The 19,802-nt window shown below is 32.8% G+C and carries 18 protein-coding genes; 17 read left to right on the plus strand and 1 reads right to left on the minus strand.

Going from position 1 to position 19,802, the window contains the following annotated elements:
- The first annotated feature begins 38 nt into the window (after positions 1–38).
- From F601_RS0111070 to F601_RS0111080, 3 genes are read left to right on the plus strand one after another with little or no spacing between them, the layout of a single operon-like run.
- Positions 39–398, plus strand: coding sequence for an SAG1252 family conjugative relaxosome accessory protein (locus F601_RS0111070; RefSeq protein WP_000529539.1), 360 nt, complete (start codon positions 39–41; stop codon positions 396–398).
- A 9-nt stretch (positions 399–407) separates the two neighbouring features.
- On the plus strand, positions 408–773 hold the full coding sequence (gene mobC, locus F601_RS0111075) for a plasmid mobilization relaxosome protein MobC (protein ID WP_018165748.1): 366 nt from the start codon (positions 408–410) through the stop codon (positions 771–773).
- Positions 760–2,625, plus strand: a complete 1,866-nt coding sequence (locus tag F601_RS0111080) for an SAG1250 family conjugative relaxase (RefSeq protein ID WP_018165749.1) — start codon at positions 760–762, stop codon at positions 2,623–2,625. Before mobC ends, F601_RS0111080 begins: the two co-directional genes overlap by 14 nt.
- A 19-nt stretch (positions 2,626–2,644) precedes the next feature.
- Here F601_RS0111080 and F601_RS0111085 read toward each other — a convergent pair whose 3' ends face one another.
- The gene (locus F601_RS0111085; protein WP_018165750.1) at positions 2,645–3,514 is read right to left on the minus strand and encodes a helix-turn-helix domain-containing protein; all 870 of its coding nucleotides are present in this window, start codon (positions 3,512–3,514) and stop codon (positions 2,645–2,647) included.
- 190 nt (positions 3,515–3,704) lie between these two features.
- On the opposite strand from F601_RS0111085, the gene F601_RS13180 reads away from it, so the two are divergent.
- The 14 genes from F601_RS13180 to F601_RS0111145 all read left to right on the plus strand — a co-directional run bounded on the left by F601_RS13180 (position 3,705) and on the right by F601_RS0111145 (position 19,730).
- On the plus strand, positions 3,705–3,878 hold the full coding sequence (locus tag F601_RS13180; protein WP_018165751.1) for a PhrA family quorum-sensing system peptide: 174 nt from the start codon (positions 3,705–3,707) through the stop codon (positions 3,876–3,878).
- A gap of 109 nt (positions 3,879–3,987) precedes the next feature.
- A complete protein-coding gene (locus F601_RS0111095) occupies positions 3,988–4,167 on the plus strand; it encodes a plantaricin C family lantibiotic (RefSeq protein ID WP_018165752.1) in 180 nt (59 codons plus the stop codon).
- A gap of 62 nt (positions 4,168–4,229) precedes the next feature.
- Positions 4,230–4,364 (plus strand): class II lanthipeptide, LchA2/BrtA2 family, encoded by a 135-nt coding sequence (locus F601_RS13720; protein ID WP_428835783.1) that lies wholly within the window; start codon positions 4,230–4,232, stop codon positions 4,362–4,364.
- A gap of 26 nt (positions 4,365–4,390) precedes the next feature.
- Positions 4,391–7,291, plus strand: a complete 2,901-nt coding sequence (gene lanM / locus F601_RS0111100) for a type 2 lanthipeptide synthetase LanM (protein ID WP_018165753.1) — start codon at positions 4,391–4,393, stop codon at positions 7,289–7,291.
- Positions 7,292–7,296: 5 nt separating this feature from the next.
- The gene (locus tag F601_RS0111105) at positions 7,297–9,441 is read left to right on the plus strand and encodes a peptidase domain-containing ABC transporter (protein WP_018165754.1); all 2,145 of its coding nucleotides are present in this window, start codon (positions 7,297–7,299) and stop codon (positions 9,439–9,441) included.
- A 135-nt stretch (positions 9,442–9,576) separates the two neighbouring features.
- Complete coding sequence (gene lanM / locus F601_RS0111110; protein WP_018165755.1) at positions 9,577–12,345, plus strand: type 2 lanthipeptide synthetase LanM; 2,769 nt, start codon at positions 9,577–9,579, stop codon at positions 12,343–12,345.
- Positions 12,342–13,187, plus strand: a complete 846-nt coding sequence (locus F601_RS0111115; protein ID WP_018165756.1) for an ABC transporter ATP-binding protein — start codon at positions 12,342–12,344, stop codon at positions 13,185–13,187. Before lanM (F601_RS0111110) ends, F601_RS0111115 begins: the two co-directional genes overlap by 4 nt.
- Positions 13,188–13,203: 16 nt before the next feature.
- Positions 13,204–13,932, plus strand: a complete 729-nt coding sequence (locus F601_RS0111120) for a membrane protein (protein ID WP_018165757.1) — start codon at positions 13,204–13,206, stop codon at positions 13,930–13,932.
- Between the two features lie 219 nt (positions 13,933–14,151).
- On the plus strand, positions 14,152–14,556 hold the full coding sequence (locus tag F601_RS0111125; protein ID WP_018165758.1) for a sigma-70 RNA polymerase sigma factor region 4 domain-containing protein: 405 nt from the start codon (positions 14,152–14,154) through the stop codon (positions 14,554–14,556).
- A gap of 179 nt (positions 14,557–14,735) precedes the next feature.
- Positions 14,736–14,858 carry a hypothetical protein gene (locus F601_RS13640; RefSeq protein ID WP_269473543.1) on the plus strand — a complete coding sequence of 41 codons (123 nt, stop codon included), beginning with the start codon at positions 14,736–14,738 and terminating at the stop codon, positions 14,856–14,858.
- A 13-nt stretch (positions 14,859–14,871) separates the two neighbouring features.
- A complete protein-coding gene (locus tag F601_RS13340) occupies positions 14,872–15,012 on the plus strand; it encodes a hypothetical protein (RefSeq protein WP_012775552.1) in 141 nt (46 codons plus the stop codon).
- A 98-nt stretch (positions 15,013–15,110) separates the two neighbouring features.
- Positions 15,111–16,682 (plus strand): recombinase family protein, encoded by a 1,572-nt coding sequence (locus F601_RS0111135; RefSeq protein WP_018165759.1) that lies wholly within the window; start codon positions 15,111–15,113, stop codon positions 16,680–16,682.
- Positions 16,682–18,298: a recombinase family protein gene (locus F601_RS0111140; RefSeq protein WP_018165760.1), complete on the plus strand. Its 1,617-nt coding sequence runs from the start codon at positions 16,682–16,684 to the stop codon at positions 18,296–18,298. Before F601_RS0111135 ends, F601_RS0111140 begins: the two co-directional genes overlap by 1 nt.
- Positions 18,291–19,730 (plus strand): recombinase family protein, encoded by a 1,440-nt coding sequence (locus F601_RS0111145; protein WP_018165761.1) that lies wholly within the window; start codon positions 18,291–18,293, stop codon positions 19,728–19,730. Before F601_RS0111140 ends, F601_RS0111145 begins: the two co-directional genes overlap by 8 nt.
- Positions 19,731–19,802: the final 72 nt, after the last annotated feature.

The raw sequence follows: 19,802 nt of genomic DNA on the forward strand, positions 1-19,802 counted from the left end.
ACACTGTCAGACAAGTATAATGTTGAAAGGATAGTAGGATGGGACAAGAAATTAAGTTAATCCGTAAGCAATTTAGGATCACAAGACAAGAAGAAAAACAGATAAAAGAAATGATGAGGGAACAAAAACTGGATAGTTTCTCAGAATTTCTTCGTCAAAATTTGTTGAAAAAGAATTATCAGGATAGAATTTTTGAAAGTTGGTTTTCCCTTTGGCAATCTCAAAAGTTTGAACAAATTAGTCGAGATGTGCATGAAGTTCTAGTTGTCGCAAGAGAAAATCACCAAGTGACTCAAGAACACGTTTCAATCTTATTGACCTGCGTTCAAGAATTGATTGCGGAAGTCAATCAAGTACAGCCGCTCAGTCGTGGGTTTCGTGAAAAATACATGAGATAGGAGGCTACTATGGTTTATCGTTATCGTACCAATCTCAAAAAAGTATTTCTAACAGATTCAGAGTTACATCAATTGAATGAGCGAATCGACAAGAGTCACTGTCAAAATTTTTCAGTCTATGCCAGAAAAGTGTTGCTGAATCCCAATATGTCATTTGTCACCATTAACACGGATACCTATGACCAGTTAGTATTTGAATTGAGACGGATTGGAAATAACATTAATCAAATTGCGCGTGCCATTAATCAAAGTCATCTGATTTCTCAGGACCAGTTACAAGAATTGAGTAAAGGAGTCGGAGAGTTAATTAAGGAAGTGGATAGAGAATTTCAAGTGGAAGTGAAAAGACTAAAGGAGTTTCATGGTAGTCACTAAACACTTTGCAACGCACGGAAAAAAATACCGTAGACGTTTAGTTAAGTATATTCTCAATCCTGATAAAACGGACAATTTGAAATTGGTATCTGATTTTGGCATGAGCAATTATTTAGACTTCCCTAGCTATGAAGAAATGGTAGAAATGTACAATGTCAACTTTACCAATAACGACAAGTTGTACGAATCTAGAAATGAGCGACAAGAAAAACACCAACAAAATATTCATGCCCATCACCTCATCCAATCATTTTCTCCTGAAGATAATCTGACACCTGAAGAAATTAACCGCATTGGTTATGAGACCATAATGGAATTAACAGGGGGCCGTTTTCGTTTCATCGTAGCTACTCATACAGACAAAAATCATGTTCATAATCACATTCTAATCAATGCCATAGACAGTAATTCAGATAAAAAATTGATATGGAATTATGCCTTAGAACGAAATTTACGTATGATTTCAGACCGTATTTCTAAAATGGCGGGGGCAAAAATTATTGAAAAGCGTTTCTCTTACCGTGACTATCAAAAATATAGGCAGTCTAGTCATAAATTTGAATTAAAGCAACGTCTTTATTTTTTGATGTGGCAGTCAAAGTCCTTTGATGATTTTTTGGAAAAAGCGGTTCAGTTGCATGTTCACATCGATTTTAGCCAGAAGCATAGTCGCTTTATGATGACGGATAGAGGAATGATCAAACCAATTCGTGGCCGTCAACTCAGCAAACGAGATTTATATGATGAAGCATTTTTTCGTACACATTTTGCCAAGCAAGAGATTGAAAGTCGTTTAGAATTTTTGTTGAACCGTGTCAATTCTTTAGAAGAGTTACTAACAAAAGCAAAAGAATTGAATCTAACCATTGACTTAAAACAAAAAAATGTAATTTTTATACTTGAAGACAAAGGAAATCAATTCAGTCTGAGTCATAAAAAAATAAGTGATAAGAAATTATATGATGTCAATTTTTTTCAAGATTACTTTAAAAATAAGGAAGCCGGTGATTCAGAAGGCTTAGAGAATTTAAAGGAACAGTACCATGCTTTTCAAGAAGAACGAGATAAGGATAAGGTGTCCACTGAAGAGATTGAGGAAGCCTTTGAAACATTTAAGGAAAAACGAGATGCCGTTCACGAATTTGAAGTGGAACTTGCAGAGCATCAAATTGAGAAGCTAGTTGATAAGGGCGTCTATATCAAGGTGTCTTTCGGTGTCAAACAGAGCGGTCTTATTTTCATTCCCAACTATCTATTAGATATTATTGAAGAAGACAATCAGACAAAATATAAAGTCTATATCCGTGAGACAACCTCATATTTTGTCTATAACAAAGAACATTCGGATAAGAATCAGTACATCAAAGGGCGAACCTTGATTAGACAGCTAACCAACGATAGTCGAGCAATACCATACAGACGACCAACTTTAAAAAGTCTTCAAGAGAAGATTTCTGAAATTAATCTTATGATTGAAATGTCTAACACGAGCAAACATTACCAAGAAATCAAAGATGAGTTTGTATTAGAAATTGCGAAACTTGATATGAAACTGGAAGAAACCCAAGAAAAAATCGCCACCTTGAATAAGATGGCGGAAGTACTTATCAATCTGAAGAGTGACGATCATAAAAGTATAAACTTAGCTAAGTATGATTTTACTAAAATGAACATGACAGAATCAGCATCTTTAGAGTATGTACAAGAAGGGGTTATCATAAAGAAAATTGAACTTAGTGAAACTTTAGATGATTATGAAGAATTGGTAAGAAAGCTGGAGACTTTTATAGGAGTTCTGAGTAGTAAGAAAAGTATTAATCGAGAATTAAAAAATAGTATAACGACTGATTAAAGTTTCAAGACTGAAAAAATCATGAGTTATTATTCTCCAACTCATTTAAGTAACTCTCTATTTTCATAAGCATTAAAGGATTGTTATAAATCTTACATAACTCTCTTGCTTCTATATAGTAATCTTTGACTTGATTTTTGTCTAAGAATTCTTTTCCAGAGTTTCCAACAATGATGAGTAAGGGAGCTAATTGGTAACTGGTTTGTTTCTCTTTACAAAGTTCAATAGTCTCAATAGCTTCTTGTATGGCTTCGTTATATTTTTCTTTTGATACTAAATAGTGAGCGTAGTTGTAGCGAACTCTGATATATCCAAATAAAAACTCTTGTTGATTCAGATTTTTTGACTTATATAAACTCATTAGAAGAGAGTAGTTCATTTCATAATCTTTTTCACGACCAACTAGGGAATAGAAGTTGGATAAAGTATTTAATACATTTAAATAGATTAGAGTATTTGAAGACATTTTTGACACCATATTTTCCAAATAAGAGATGGCCTCGTTCTGAAGATGATATTGATAGAAGTCAATAATAGATTTAATCCAATCAAGGTACATCCTGTCTTCCAGTGTTAGAAAGGTACTTCGATCTGCCTCAATTTTATAAAGGTATTCTAGATCATCATAATTTCTATCGTCTAATAGACGAGAAGATAAATGTTTAAAATTAGAGAGGTTAGAATTAACTTCAATTTGTTCATTGAAAAAGTAATCTAATGTTACTTCAAGTCGTTGAGAGAGCTTAAATAAAATGTCGGCAGAGGGAATAAAATGTCCTCTCTCAATCTTACTAATCTGACTTTGTTCGCAAATTCCTTCCGCAAGGGTTTGTTGGGAGAGCCCTAGTTCTTTTCTTTTAGTTCTGAATTTTTCAGCAAGCATATTCATAAAAAATAATAATCCTTTCTAATCACTTAGATTTATTATAGAGTTTTTAATTCAAATTAGCAAGTATACGGTTTTTTAATTCTTTTGGGTAATAATTAAAAAAAAAAGGTTTAAAAAGCATAAAATGAATTGACTGATAGTCATAAAAGTGCTAAAATAACTTCGAAAAATAGGAAAGGGGGGTTGTTATATGAAGAAAAATCACGGAATTAATAAACTAATGGCACTCATGTTATTAGGTTCTATTGTATTTGGTAATATCACCTTGTACAAACAGACGATTCCAAGGGAGCGTTCGAGTTACTCATATGAAGTAAAGGGGCTAAATGAATCAGATAATCTTGATGTAGGTAAAGCTGATTAGTCTAACCATATCTAACATTTTATTTAGAAAGGGGTGGTTGAAATGTTTTTAGATTCATTGTAGCATAACTAAATTTTTGAGAGAAAAAATAGAGAAATGGAGTATTGTTATGGTCAAAAAAAATAACTCTTATAATAATGTGAGTTGGATTGAAGAAATCCAAGACCAAAATTTTAACGATGATGTATTTGGTGCATGTTCTACTAATACTTTTACTTTAAGTGATTATCTTGGTAATAACGGTGGTTGGTGCACAATCAGTGTAGAATGTATGGCTTGGTGCATTTAATATCGGAGGAGATTATAATAATGGATAATACATTGCAATTAGGATAATATACAAAAGCAGATATGCTTGAATTGACAGAAGAAGATGTAAACGGAGCAGCGATTACTGCAATGACACCGTATACCCCACAAATAGCTGACATTACTGCAGTTACAATAGTCGTACTACCAACAACTTCTTGTACAAGTCGTTGTTAATGAACTAAATTGGATAAAAAAGAAGTATGAAATATTCGCGAGAACAAGTTTTTCCAGAGGTAGATGAAATAGACTACAAAAATTCTGTTAAGCCTTTGTTAGAATATAACAGGAAAAATTTAAAACTAAAAAAATATGATTTCCATAATAATCATCTGCTTGTCTCAAATATTTCAGAAAATTATCCTTACCAAAAAATATGTAATGCAGTTGTTGATAGAATCTGGAATGCACATTGGTTAAGTGAATTTAATTCAGATTTTGTAGACTATAATGCGTTTAGGATGACCATTTGTGGACAGCTTTCACAGATGGTTTTTTCAAATTTTATAAGGTGTTTTGCTGAACAAATTCATGAATATGAAAATGATCAACTGAATAAACAGGAATTATATGCATTATATAATTCTGAATTGGTAGAGAGTAATTTAGAAATATTTAGAGAACAATATCCAGTCGTTTGGGCTAGATGCCATATTATGTTAGAAAATAGAGTAATATCATTGGGCGTAATGCTAAAACGTTTAAGGAAGCATAGAGAAGATATCTTTAGGGAATTTGGTATATCTACCAGTGAGCAAATTTTTAATATTCAATCGGGCGGTGATTTTCACAACAATGGTCAAACCGTTAATATTATAGAGTTCAATGCAGGTAAAAAAATCATCTATAAACCAAGAACTGTGTCTGGAGAAGTATGTTATAGAAAATTTATTGTAGCATTTAATGAATTATTTAAAACAAATCTATTGAGTATAAGAGCTCTAGATTTTGATACATTCGGATTTACTGAATTTATTGAAAGAGTTTTTAATGAAAAAAATTGCGATATGACTGAGGCTGGAAAGTTGTTGTGCATAATGTATATGTTAAATGCATCTGATATGCATTTTGAAAATGTCTTCTGGACTTCAAAGGGACCAGTTCCGATAGATTTAGAAACGCTTTTTCAGCCGTTAAGACAGAAGCAAAAGGGTAAAATTGAGGATGAACGAAGTGCATATAGTAAATTAGCAAGGTCAGTTTGTGGAACAGGCATTCTTCCTTACTCATTAGATAACCATGGAAATTCAGATGTAGGCTTTACTGGTTTTAGAGACGAGAATACTAGAAGCCCAGTAAAAACTTTATATGTTCGAAATGGGTTTAGCTCTAATATAAACATTAGATGGAATTCAGAGGAGTTCGATGAAACAAGAGATTCGTTAATAGATGATACTAAATTTGAAATGTTTATTGTAGAACGTTGCAAAAAGATTACTGATGGATTTACAGAGTTATATCATAAAATTAGTGAAAACAGGGAAATCTTTAAGGAGATTGTTCTGGATAGTTTTGACGATATGAAAATTCGATATTTGCATAATATGACCTACAGATATGAACAGATTTTACGTGTACTAACAGCAACAGGGCCTTCTCAAGATATAGATTTAGCTCATATGCTAGTGAGTCGTTTGGCACTTCTAAGTTCAACGAGTGATATGTCATTGCCCTTGTCAGAAAGTAATCAGATTTGGAATGGTGATATTCCGTATCTATGTGTTCGATTTGATAGTAATATTATTGAGGATTTAAATGGACAAGTAGCAATTCTCTCTACTTCACCTGTAAATGAATTTTGTTGTAAGGTACAAAATTTAACAAATCAGGATCTTGCTAATCAAGTAAGACTAATAAAATTATCATTTTTATCTAGAATAGCTGATTCTCATGATGGAAAGACATTAGATGGTGAATATATCGTAAATACTAGTATTGGAACTTGTGGACAAATTAAAGATGATTTATATCACATAATTGAAAATATAGTAGATAATACTTTGGTCGATAGATTTGCTCACTTACCTGAAACTTGGATTGGACCAGTTTCTCGCAGAGGAAGTGGATGGCTTCCAGGAGTTTTAGGATATGATCTTTATAGTGGGAGAGTTGGTATAGCAATAGTTTTACTATTATATGGAAAATATTTTAAAAATCCAAAATCATATAATTTATCAAAAGAAATATTTGAAAAAATTTCTAATATTTTAAAATCAGAGAGTTTTGATAAGAGAAACCTCTTAAAAGTTGGCAATGGAGCTTATTCCGGTATATCAGGAATACTTTGGACACTTTATAAAGCAGGTGAAATTTCACAGAATGAAGAGTGGATGAGAGTTGCAAAATCCTCTTGGAAGTTTATCACAGAGGAAGTGACAATTGATAAAAATTTCTTTGATATTATTTCTGGAGGTTCTGGAACTGTAATACTACGTTATAATATGCTTTCTGATTATAAGTTACCAAATAACTTGCTCTCTGACATTATAGACATAGGGTATGAACAAATATTAAATGTTGATGAGCAAGTTACTTCAGGACTTGCTCATGGAATAGGAAATTTAATTTGGTTTTTTTCAATTATAAATCGAAGACATAATGATGAGAGGATAGAAATTTTAATTCAAAAAGCACATGAAGTTATTATAAATAATTTCATGAACCATAAAAATGAGATATTAGTATATAACTCTCAGAACGAATCAAATATTAGTAACTCATGGTGTAATGGATTATCAGGTCTTCTATTAGCTTATTATGAAGCTTATAAATCAAACATTATTGATAAGGATTTTGTAATTAAAATAATTAAGCAACTAAAGAGGAATAAGATTCCTATAATTCCTACCTTATGTCATGGTGGACTTGGGGTTATAGAAATTCTTGAATACGTTCATGATGAATTTTATAATGAAGTAGAACCGATATTAAATCATCTATATACTACGCTCTTTTGCCCTGCTCAAGTTTTTGAGTATCTAAAAAATTCAAACTCCAGATACGCATTAGGTCAAGGACTGTTAACAGGAAATACTGGTGCTTTATTATATTTACTTAAGCAAAAAGACAAAGCAATCAAGTTCAATCCACTTATTTTGAGGTAATTATTATGAAGTATAAGATTATTAAATTACGCCCAACCATGCAAATCTCAAATACAGAGTGTGGGTTATGTTGTGTCAGGACAATTCTAGAAGCATTTGGCTATAATACCTCGTTGATTGAACTGAGGCAAATAAATGAACCTGGGAGAGATGGATTAAGTATAAAACAGCTTGGTAGTATTTTATCCAATTTTGGAATAGATTCTAAAATATATAAAATCCATGATATCATAGCATTCGAGAATTTGAATTATCCTCTAATTGCTTTTTGGAAAGATTCACATTTTATTTGTCTAGAATCATTTAGTTTAAAATCAAATAAAGTCGTAATTATGGACCCTTCAATTGGTAGATTAGCTATTTCCATAGAAGATTTTAAGAATAATTTTTCTAATTACATTTTGTTTCCTCAAAAATCAGAACGATTTGAAAGCAAATCAAAAGAAAAATTTCGATTACTGAAGAGGGAATATCTGTGGCCGAAAGGAATTGTTCATATTTATTTCAAAATTTTTTTAGTATTGCTGTCGATAATGTTAATTAACCTATCAGTTCCTCTAGTGACACAAGCTTTGATTGATAATTTGAGTTTTAAAAATGATAGACCTATACTCATAATTCCTTTTGTTATTCTATTTTTGAGTTTTTTCACTAACTATTTTAAGACCTATTTTGCTTCACAATTGATGTATAAATTCAGTTTACACTTAATGACGGAAGGATTTAAAAGAATACTTTCTATTCCAGCAAAATATTTTTCTGTAAGAACACCAGGGGAGATTTCCTATAGATTTAATTCTTTATTGAGAATACAAGATATACTAGGGACATCTTTTGTTCAATTTTTTATAGAGTTCCTTAGCAGTTTAGCGCTACTGATATATATATATTATTGTTCTATTTATCTTGGAATTACAATAACATTAATTATTTCAATGGTATTATATTTTTTGTATAAGACACAGTTTAAAATATTAAATCTTTCTGACCAAGAAATTCACTCAGGAAGTAAATACCAGTCTATTCAATTAGACGCAATAGTTTCGATTAATAGTATTAAGTTGGGCGGATATGCAGAGAAGTATTTTGATGACTGGAAGAATAATTTCTCTGAGTATCTTAGCATAGTAAAAAAAAGAATAGTTTTTCAACAAGGAGTAGTAGGAGCTACTATTTCTAGTTTACAAACGTCGATTCCTTTTTTAGTACTACTAGTAAGTCTAATGTTAGTTTCAATAGGATATCTAAGTTTAGGTCAGGCTATTGCATTACAAACAGTAGTCTCATCGTTATTTTATTTTACATCTTCATTGTTTAATATCTTTTCAAATTTTCTTGTTAGTTCGAAATATATCGAGCTATCTGAGGATATATTTGAGTATCCTATTGAAAAAAATTTTGAAAGCTCTTTAAAGGTAAAAGATGGGGCTATAGTATTAAATGATATAAATTTTAAATATACAAAGGATAGTTCTTGGGCTTTAGAAAATATCAATTTAGAGATAAAAGATGGAGAAACAATCGCACTTGTTGGAAAATCAGGGTCTGGAAAAAGCACATTAGCTAAAATAATTTGCACACTTTTTGAGCCGACAAGTGGCCAAATTGTTTTTGGGGGACAAAACTATGATAATTATAATTTAACCACCCTAAGAGAGTCCATTAGTTATATTCCACAAGAGGCACATCTACATAATAGAAAAATAATAGAAAATATTGACTATGGACAATTAAGTGATAAAGATAAATTAATAGAAAAATGTAGAGAATTGGGGTTTTTAGATTTTATAGATGCTATGCCTATGGGTTACGATACGGTTGTATCTGAAATGGGTGGAAACCTATCAGGTGGTCAGAGGCAGCGTATACATATTGCAAGAGCCCTACTATCAGCCCCAAAAATTTTAGTTATGGATGAGGCAACTTCATCATTAGATAATATAACTCAGGCAAAAGTTTATGATTTATTGTCACAATTAAAATGTACAAAAATTGTTATTGCTCACAGATTGGAGACAGTGCTAAACGCAGATAAAATTGTAGTACTTGATAAGGGGCGAATAATGCAAGTAGGAGAGCATCATGAGATGATTCAAGAAAAAAATGGGATTTATAGTCATTTATTTACCTCAAATTTGTCAAACTTATAGAATAGAAAGCATTATTGGATAGAGAGAATTGAAAATATTCATATAAGCAATTGTATGGAAATAAATAGTACCAATAGTATTAATATATTTTATTAACATTATAGGTATCATAAGAACTATGTTGGGAGGAGCAATATGGAAGTATGTTTGACTGAATCGTTTAAAAAAATTTTCAAAGATGATATTGAGCATTTTGAAATTAATATAAAGGAAGTTTCTAGAAAAAACATTGATATCCCTTCGATTGAAATTCAACTGAAGAGATGTTGCTATCAAATACTAGAAAAAAATTTATGGCAATTAAGTTACAAAGTGTTTGTTTACGAATTTCATAAGTTTAGAGAAGATAATAATTTTCCTATAAATAATGAATCCTCTGTCGCTTATAATTGTTATATTTCTCAATTTAACGAAACAACTATTTCAGATTGGTTTGAGAAATATCCTGTTTATCATAAATTGATAAAGAATTCCGTTGAAAATTTATTAGAATATATGACGGAAGTAATTAATAATTATTATAATGATTATAAGTCATTAGAGCATGTTTTTCTTAGTAAAAATACTAGAATAGATCAAATATACCCTATGGATTCAGACCCCCACAATGGTGGAAGAGTAGTCCTATGTTTTGTTGATGAAAATTCACATAAGATAATTTATAAACCGAGGCCTCTTACTGCTGACAAACTTGTAAGAGAAATTTTTCAAGAAGCTTTGAATTTAGAAAACATTTTAGGATTCGTTCCTGTTCCACGCAGTCTAGATTGTGAAGGTTATGGTTGGCAGGAATATATAGATAAAAGTTATGTTAATCATTGTGATTTAGATAAAAGTTATTATAATTTGGGTTACTGTTCAGCTGTTTTTAGTTGTTTAGGAGCAGTAGATTTACATGATGAAAATATTATATTTAATAAAAATATGCCTTATTTTATAGATTTGGAAACAGTATTCCAGCCTGCAAATACGAAAGTGGAAAAAAATCTAATAGATACAGAAAATGAGATGCTATCAAATTCTATAGTTACGACGTCAATAATACCGTCAAAATTAAATGTATTTCCTCATGATATTTTAATTGGTGGTATTAATACGATACATCCTCAAGAAACAACTGAGATGATTTTTAGACTTAAAGATTTTGGAACTGATGGAATGGATATTGTAAAAGAGACTATTAAGTCTACAAAGCAGTCGACCTCATTTTTATTTGATACTGAAAGAGATTTCAGACCTTTAGAATATCAAACGGAATTTCTTACTGGATACGAGATGGGCTATCGTAAAGTTCTTCAATCTAAGAAAAAAATTAAGAAAGTAGTATTAAAAGGAGATTGTACACTGAGAGTGGTACTTAGACCTACAACACAGTATTACCTGCTGCTTGATGCATGTCTATACCCAGAAAATTTAACTAGTATTGAAAGTGTTAATAATAATGTCTTGAACTATATTAAACCTTCAAGAATCTCCACGACTGTTCTAGATACTAAAAATATTATTTCAGAAGAAAAAAGTATGTTAGTCTCTGGTGATATTCCTTATTTCTACATTAAATATGATTCGAAACATCTTGAATCTTACGCAGGATTTAAGTCAAGATGTTTCGAAGTATCACCAAAGGAAAACTTACTTAATAGATTGGATAAATCATCAGAAAAGCAACTAACTATAGATAAAAGATTTATAGCTGAAGGTTTTTCATATATAAGAATTGCTGAATCTAGATTTAGAAAGGATTTTGGAAATAATGAGAAAAACTCCATTCTATTTAACAAATTATTAGATTCATTGGCGTCACTTGATATTAACTATATGATTGGTTTTTTGTTAGGAAATGCAATTGAAAGTAAAAGTGAGGAAAAAATGGGTTGGATAACAGGTATTTATGGAAATACTTCGATATCTTACAATTCTATAATGTGTGTATCATTCTTTGACTCTGCAGGAATACTTTTTGTTTTTGAACATATAAGAAATGAAGAGTACTCTAAAAAAATAATTGCTGGATTTTTAGAATTTGAGAATATTTTAAGTCGAAATAAGTCAAATAACAGTGATTCAATTATTTCAGGAAAAAATTCTCTTTGTTTTTTGAAATACTATAAGAAAAAACAAATTCCAGAAATAGAGGAATGTTTAGTTTTAAATAAATTCAATTTATCTGCAAATGATCTATTTGCAGATTCAATAGGTGCTAGTCATGTTCTATCAACATTTTCTAACATTAATCAAGAGTTGATGCAATGTCAATTAAATTCTATAGATTATGTGAAAAGTAAATTCAATAAATTTGGAATAGCTCATGGTGAACTTGGAATAAAATGGGCAGAGTTTAGATTAAATCAAAAATTAGGAAATTCTAAGAAAAGTGAACAGAACTTCCAAAGTGTCCTTGAAATGATAAATCACGTCAAAATGGATGAAAATGGGTGGTGTAATGGCAGTGTAGGTTTACTTATGGTATTGGCTGAAATGGCGAGAAAATTGAACAAGAAGATAGACTTGTTTGAGCTTGCAAAATATTTTATTGAAGTTAACGAATATGATGATTGCTTAGAAATTGATTTATCTGTATGTCATGGTGCAGCTGGCATAGTCCAATCATTACTATTTGTATATGCAACCACTGACGATAGACGTTTTTTAGAATTAGCCAATAACTTCTGGGAAAAGTCCTTTAAAATTGCTAAAAAAAATGGGTATTATACTGGGGAAGAATCTAGAGATTATTTGTTAGGATACTTTTTAGGTTGGTCAGGTATTATTGATACTGCTATTTTATTAAGAAATTATAACAAAGACGAGAAGTCTTATATACCTTTAAATCTAAGCTCAAAAGATTATCAGAAAGAATTATTTAACAGCAACATGAATTCTTATGGGGGAAGTACAGCATGAAGATTAATAATATAAGTAAAAATTATGGGAACTTAGCTATTCTGAGGGATATAAATTTTGAACTTAAGAAAGGTGAAATTGTTGGTTTAGTAGGTAGAAATGGTGTCGGTAAAAGTACCTTGATGAAAATTCTTGTACAAAATAATAGACCTGATTTGGGAGAAGTAACGAGAACTGACAATGTTGGGTATTTGATTGAAGAACCGAAATTGTTTTTATCTAAAACTGGTTTAGAAAATTTAAAGTATCTGTCAACATTATACGGAATAGATTTTAACCAAGAAAAATTTGGACACTTTATCCAAATCTTAGATTTAACGCAATCAATTAATAAGAAGGTAAAAACATATTCATTAGGTACTAAACAAAAGTTAGCTCTACTTTTAACACTTGTTACAGAACCCGATTTTTTAATTTTAGATGAACCGACAAATGGATTGGATGTTGAAACTTCTCAGAAGGTTTTTGAATTATTACAGCATTTAGCATCATGCGAAAATGTAGGAATTTTAATATCAAGTCATCAGTTAGAAGACATTGGAGAAATTTGTAATAGAGTTCTTTTTTTGGAAAATAGCTTATTAACATCGCAAATACTTGGAAAAAATAGTCATACTTCATTGATTGATATCGTTTTTCAGTCAAATATTGATTTAGAAATTTTTACTACTATGCAAGCACTTGGAGAAATCGTCCAACAAGATGGTTTAAAAATTACCTTATCAGGAGTGATTCAAAGCAGTGAATTATTCCAATTTTTCAATGAGCATTCTATTAAAGTAGTAGACTTTGAAACAAAAAAAGAAACACTTAAAGATATCTATTTGAAGCGCTCAAAATAAAGAAAGGTTGAATGTTATGACATTAAATAAATTAAACTTTCTAAAAGAAAGTATAAGAGAATTATATTCATCAGGATCAATATATCTTGGAGAATTAATCTCATTTCTACCACCAATACTGGTCACCCTATTTATTCTAAATAACCCAGGAACCTCTTTTAGTATAAAGCATGTATCAAATTTTTATGCTATGATGGGGATGCTAATGGCAGTCATCCATGCCAATCGAATTATTAACAGGGATTTTTCTCATAATACAATTAGTCTGTTTTTTAACCGACAACAAAATCGCATTAATTATGTGGCTTCAAATGTTCTATATGCTATTGCAGTTGCTTTAATTTATGCATTTAATGGTCTCCTGTTGCTGCTTATAGTAAGTAAGCTAGGGGTTCCAGGTGAACTAGAAATTCATTTTTTGGCAGCATTTATAGGCAACACGGTTTTATTGGTTCTGTTTTATTTTCTCTTATCTAATATTTTCTATTTGTATAAATTCAGAAGTGGATTCGTTTTTGGGATTTTAGCAGGTTTATTGCTCTTTGTGCCGAATATTTTGAATACAATTCTGAACAATACAAGCTATGATTTTCTTATTAAAATCATAGAAATTTTACCTTTTTATTCGTTGCCAGTTTTTGTAGCGTCAAATACAATGTCTGTAAGCCAGTACGTTGTGGTAATAATAACAACCACTTTACTGTATGGATTGACTCTAAAAAAAAGTATGGGGTATTCATTCTAGTTGGTCTAGTGATGCGGTATTCATTAAAAATTTATAGCAGCAAGTTTTTTTAAGAGCTTGCTGTTTTTTTTGTTACAACTATTTTTTTTGGAACAAGAGCACCATATTTTCACTCTTATAGTGACGAGAACTCCTCGATCTGAAAAAGAGAGAAGTATTAATGGTTGAGATAAGGAGTCCTCCTTTCATGATTAATAGAATTCATAAAAGGAGGATTAAATGAAATATTATATTCATGTTAGAGGTGAAAAAATCCCTGTAACTGAAATAGTTTATAAAAGCTATTGGCAATTGGTCAATCACGAAAAATATCTGAGTAGAAAGGATAGAAAATTTGGTTTGTTACCATTCTCTTCTTTTGAAGTAGATGGATTACCTTTAGATAATATCCTAATAGATACTTCTATTGATATTGAACGTTTAATAGAAGCCAACATCCTTATTGAACAATTAAACGATGCTCTATTAAGTTTATCTGACAAGGAATTTGAGATAATCAATGCTCTATATTTTAGAGACAAAACAATTAGGGAAGTTGCGATTGAACAAGGTATGTCTGCGACTAGCCTCTTTCGAATAAGAAATACTATCTTGAATAAATTACGGAAATTTTTCGAAAATTAGCGGAACAGGAGACTGAAATTTTCACTCTTAGAAGTGAGAGATAATTTTAGTCTCTTTTTGCTCTTTGACAACTGAATAAACCGAGGTGGGACTTTCTTATTTGTCGAGCAATTTAGTGAGATACGCCGTGATAGGAGCGAAAATTATTAGCTATAAAATAGAGTGGTTCTCTATCTGCCATGACCACAAATAAGGACAATGATACTTCTGAACGTTCAGGCTGCCATCGTAAAAGGACAGCGGGTGAAATGCCCATGAATGATTTAACCAATCATACCCACCGAAGTACAATTTTGAAATAAAAGGAATTAAAATATGGAAAAAACAAGTACAGGTGCTGAGTCACCACAGATTATGATTGAAGGTTATAAAGTTATTGTGAAGGTTACAGATAAACCATTAAGTCTTACAGATATACTAGATGATTTATTGGGACGACAACTAGAAAAAATTTAAGATTTTAGCGGACAAGTTCACATAAATTATGTAAAATAAAAGTGTAGAACCTCAATCCTTAATCGGTAAGCACCTAAAAACTGATTAAGGAGAAGATTATGGCACATGCATGTATTTATTTACGGTTATCACGTGATGATGGGGATAATGTTGAAAGTAACTCAATTATCAATCAGCGCTCTCTGTTACGTGACTATGCTAGAAATCATGACATTACTATTTTAGAAGAATTTGTGGACGATGGTATCAGTGGCTTAACCTTTAATCGCCCTGATTTCAATCGTATGATGGAGAATATTAATAATAAAACGATTGATACCATCATTGTTAAAGACTTATCTCGATTTGGAAGAGACTATATTGAAACGGGAAAATATATCCAAAGGATATTTCCAGCTATGGGTGTCCGGTTTATCTCTGTCAATGATCACTATGATAGTTTGACTGCAGATGCTAATGAAACCCATTTAGTAATGCCCATTAAGAGTCTTATCAATGATAGCTATTGTAGAGATATTTCCACGAAAGTTAGAAGTACGCAAAAGGCGAAACGACAAAAGGGAGAATTTATTGGTGCTTTTGCGCCCTATGGTTATCGTAAAGATGAGCACCAGCGCAATCACTTAGTGGTTGATGAGGCCGTCCGACCGGCTATTGAGAAAATTTTTGCACTCAAGTTAGAGGGCTACTCGTCCAATCGTATTGCGGGATACCTCAATCAAGTTGGTATTGAGACCCCTCTTCAACATAAGAAAACTTGTCATGAAAAATTGCGAGGATTTTCTGGGGGAAGTAACCAATGGCAAGCTAAACTGATCAATCGTATTATTACTAATAGAGTTTATACAGGAACCTTGGAACAAGGCAAACAAACCAAGTTGAATTATAAATCGCAACGCTCTCTCAAAGTTTGTCCAGAGGATTGGATTAGGGTTGATAACACGCATGAGGGCATCATCTCAGAGAGTACCTTTACCATTGCCAATAACTTGTTGCTGCGTGATGTGAAGCATGGCAAGAAGGAGCCCTCTTTATTTGCAGGCTTGCTCTTTTGTCAAGATTGTCAGTCACAGATGGTTCAACGAAAAGTTCGTTATCAAAATAAAGACAGCTTTAGTTATATTTGTGGGACTTATAATAAAGGACAAGGTTGTAGTCGGCACACCATCAAGCAAGACACCTTGTACCAGGTGGTATCAAAACTGATTAACCAACATCTTGTGAAGAAATCAGCTTTGATAGAACAGCTTCCAAAATTATTTGAAAAAGAACACTTTTTGGAGATTGACATTACTTCACTAGTGGCTAAGCGTAAGCAGTACGAACATCTCCTTCAGACTCTCTTTATAGACCTGGATGATGGTTTGATCAATGAGTCAGAGTATCAGGAGTTTCAGAGCCATTACCGTCAACAATTGAAACAGGTTGAAGAAACGATTCATCACAAAAAACAGGTGGCTCAGGAATTGTATCTTAAATTACAAAAACGTGATGTCTGGTTAAAGCAGTTGAGTGACTCCAAAGAAGGATTTTTCAATCGAATGACCTTAGTCACTCTATTGGATCGTATTGAAATTGGTGAGGGACAAGAGTTAACCACAGTCTTTTATGATTTAGAAGAAATGAATATCCTCCAGCAGTTTTCAACCATTGAAACGGAGGTGTTCTAATGGCTCGTACTAAAAAACGCTATCGTTTAGAAGCAGACGAAAAAAGGACATCATCAACTTATCAAACAGGTATCTATGTCCGTCTCTCGAAGGAACGAACAGAAAGCTGGCGAAACAAGTCGCAATCCATTGGTACACAAGAAAGATTAGCCAAGACATTTGCCAAAGAAAATGGTTTATCCGTTGTGAAAACCTATATCGACTATGAGTATTCAGGGACTCAGTTTGACCGCCCAGCTTTTCAAGAGATGATGGAGGATATTAAAAAAGGGACCATCAATTGTATCTTGATTCGTGATTTATCACGATTAGGACGAGATTACATCGAGATGGGACGATTGATTGATAAGGTCCTTCCCTTTTTAGGTGTTCGCTTCATCTCTATCAATGACCACCTAGACACCTTGCATGGTTTGGAAGAGAAGAAATCTTTTGAAGTTGAAATCAAAAATCTGGTCAACGACTTATACTCTAAGGACATCTCAAAGAAGGTCACTTCCTACGTGATTCATCAAGCTAGTCAAGGGTATTTCATCGGAAGATTTGCGCCTTATGGTTACCAATTAGAGAAGCAAGAAGGTGGTAAAAAACTCATCATAGATCCTGTAGTTAACCCCATTCTTCATTCTGTCTTTGATCAATTGTTAGAAGGTAAGTCGGTAGCACAAGTTACGAGCTACCTCAATCAATCGAAGGTCTCCATCCCAACGACCTATCGTTACACAGGTCAGGTCTATCAAAGTGATACTGATGCGCCACAGTGGAGAGCTTCAACGCTTTTACGACTGATTAAAAATCCTGTTTATCAAGGTCGTCTTATGCAACGTCGGACGAATAAGCACTTAACAGAGGCTGATTTTATTCGAGTAGAACAGGCACATGAAGCCTATATTAGTCAGACAGAATTTAAGAAAATCCTCTCAGCACTTCAGAGTAGACATAGTGTAAAAAAGAGGACAGAGCTAAAAACATCGAATCGCTACAAAGGACTGATTTACGCTACAGGTAACTCCAAACAGATGTATCGCTATTGCCGTCATTTTTCAAATCAGAAATCTGATTACGATTATTATTACTTTATGGATACTGTCAATGACGGTCATAAGTCCGAAAAACAAACAGTTTACATCAGTGAGGTGGCTTTGGATAAGATTATTGCTAAGCTACTTCAAGCTGAGATGACACGCTTGGGGACGCTAGAAGAGCTTTTACCGAGGTTACAAGCGACCAAAGAGGAGCGACAGAATGATTATCAACGGCGAATCAAACAACATCGTCAAGCCATTTCTTCGTTACAGAGTGACCTGAGTGATTTGTATGATTCTTACCGCTTATCAGGACTGGACAAAGAAAGGTATCTAGCTCAAAAATTAGATAAGCAAGCCAAGATTGAAACGCTCTCTCTGGAAGTGATTAACTGTGAACACGCTATTGGTAACGTTGAGGAAGACTATCACCATCAGGTTGTTTGGTTAAAAGCATTAGTGAGTTGTCAACAGGTAGATGTTATCACGGCCGACTTATTAAGAGCGGTGATTGAACGCATTGAAGTCAGTGGAGATAAAGAAGTCACGGTAACCTTTACCTGTCAGATGGGAGGTGATTGGGATGCCTAAAATTGCTTTGTACCTCCGTTTGTCTGTGGACGAAGCAAATACTGACGAAAGTAATTCCATTATCAATCAACGTCTCTTGTTAAGTCGTTATCTGGATCAGAGTCCAGAGTTCCAAACTTTTCAACGGGAGGAATTTGTGGATGATGGCTTTTCAGGGACCAGTACTAATCGGCCTGCCTTCCAACGGTTGATGGCTGATGTTAAGTCAGGAACTATTCGCCATATTATTGTTAAAGATTTATCACGCTTTATGCGAGACTATCTGGAATTGGGCAACTACCTAGAGAACATCTTTCCTTTTCTGGGAGTACGCTTTATTGCTTTAAATGATCAATATGATAGCAAGACATCTGAAATGAATGGTTTAGAGATAGATGTTCCTTTTAGGAATTTATTGAATGATTTTTATGCTAAGGATGTTTCAGAAAAGGTCAAAAGTGCTATGAACACTATGAAACGTTCAGGCAAAAATATGAGTTGGTTACCACCTTTTGGTTATCTCAAAAATCCAGAAGACCGCTTTAAGATTATCATTGATGAAGAGGTTGCACCAATTGTACGACGGATATTTCGTCTCAGTATTGAGGGGATGGGAGATCAAAAAATCGCACAGATTCTGAATCAAGAACAGACCATAACTCCAGCTGAACGCAAGATGCAGGTCAGTCAGGCTAGGTATCGAAAGACAATGATTCTGACAGATGAACAAACCAGAAATGTCTGGACTAAGGGAAGCGTTCGACAGATTCTTAAAAACGAAGCCTATAAGGGAACTTATCTCTTTAATATCAGAACCTATATTAGGGGAAAGCACGTCAGACGACCTGAATCGGAGTGGGAGAGACTTGAGAATAATCATGAAGCTATCGTAAGTGCAGAAGTCTTTGAGCAAGCGCAACAAGCAAGAAAAGTTCGACAGGGAAGTCAGTCTAGCAGTTTGTCACAAAAGACAGAAGAGTCTATTTTTACCAGTTTCGTTTTTTGTGAACACTGTGGACATCGACTGTCTTTACGACGTAAAAAAGGACAAATTGGATATTTTTATTGTGGCTACTGCAAGGGGCAAGGACATTCTATAAGTTCTTGTCGTGCGGATAAAATTGAAGCATCTATTTTGGAAGCTTTGTCAGGTTATTTGGAATCTTCTGCTCAATTGAAAGCAATTACTGAGATTCCACGTGAAATAGAGCGGTTAAAAGCTCAAAAATTAGAACTGTTTCAAGAGTATAAGGATTGTCAGATAAGCAGAGACGTTTATCTCGATAAAAAAGTAGCTATAGATGAGCAGGTCAAAAGCTTAGAGAAAGAACTATTAGTAGAGCAGAAACCTCAATTATCGACTAAGGGATTGACGAAAGAGATTGTGGAAGCTCACGTTGAAAAGATAGTGATAGATTGTCTAGGTTTCTTTAAGGTAATCTATAAATCGTGAAAGAGGAGGCTTGTCTGACAAGTCTCTTTCTTGTGGTTAAGAAATATGATATAATCTGGCTAATAAATGAAA

The organism is Streptococcus henryi DSM 19005 (genome assembly GCF_000376985.1).
GTDB lineage: Bacteria > Bacillota > Bacilli > Lactobacillales > Streptococcaceae > Streptococcus > Streptococcus henryi.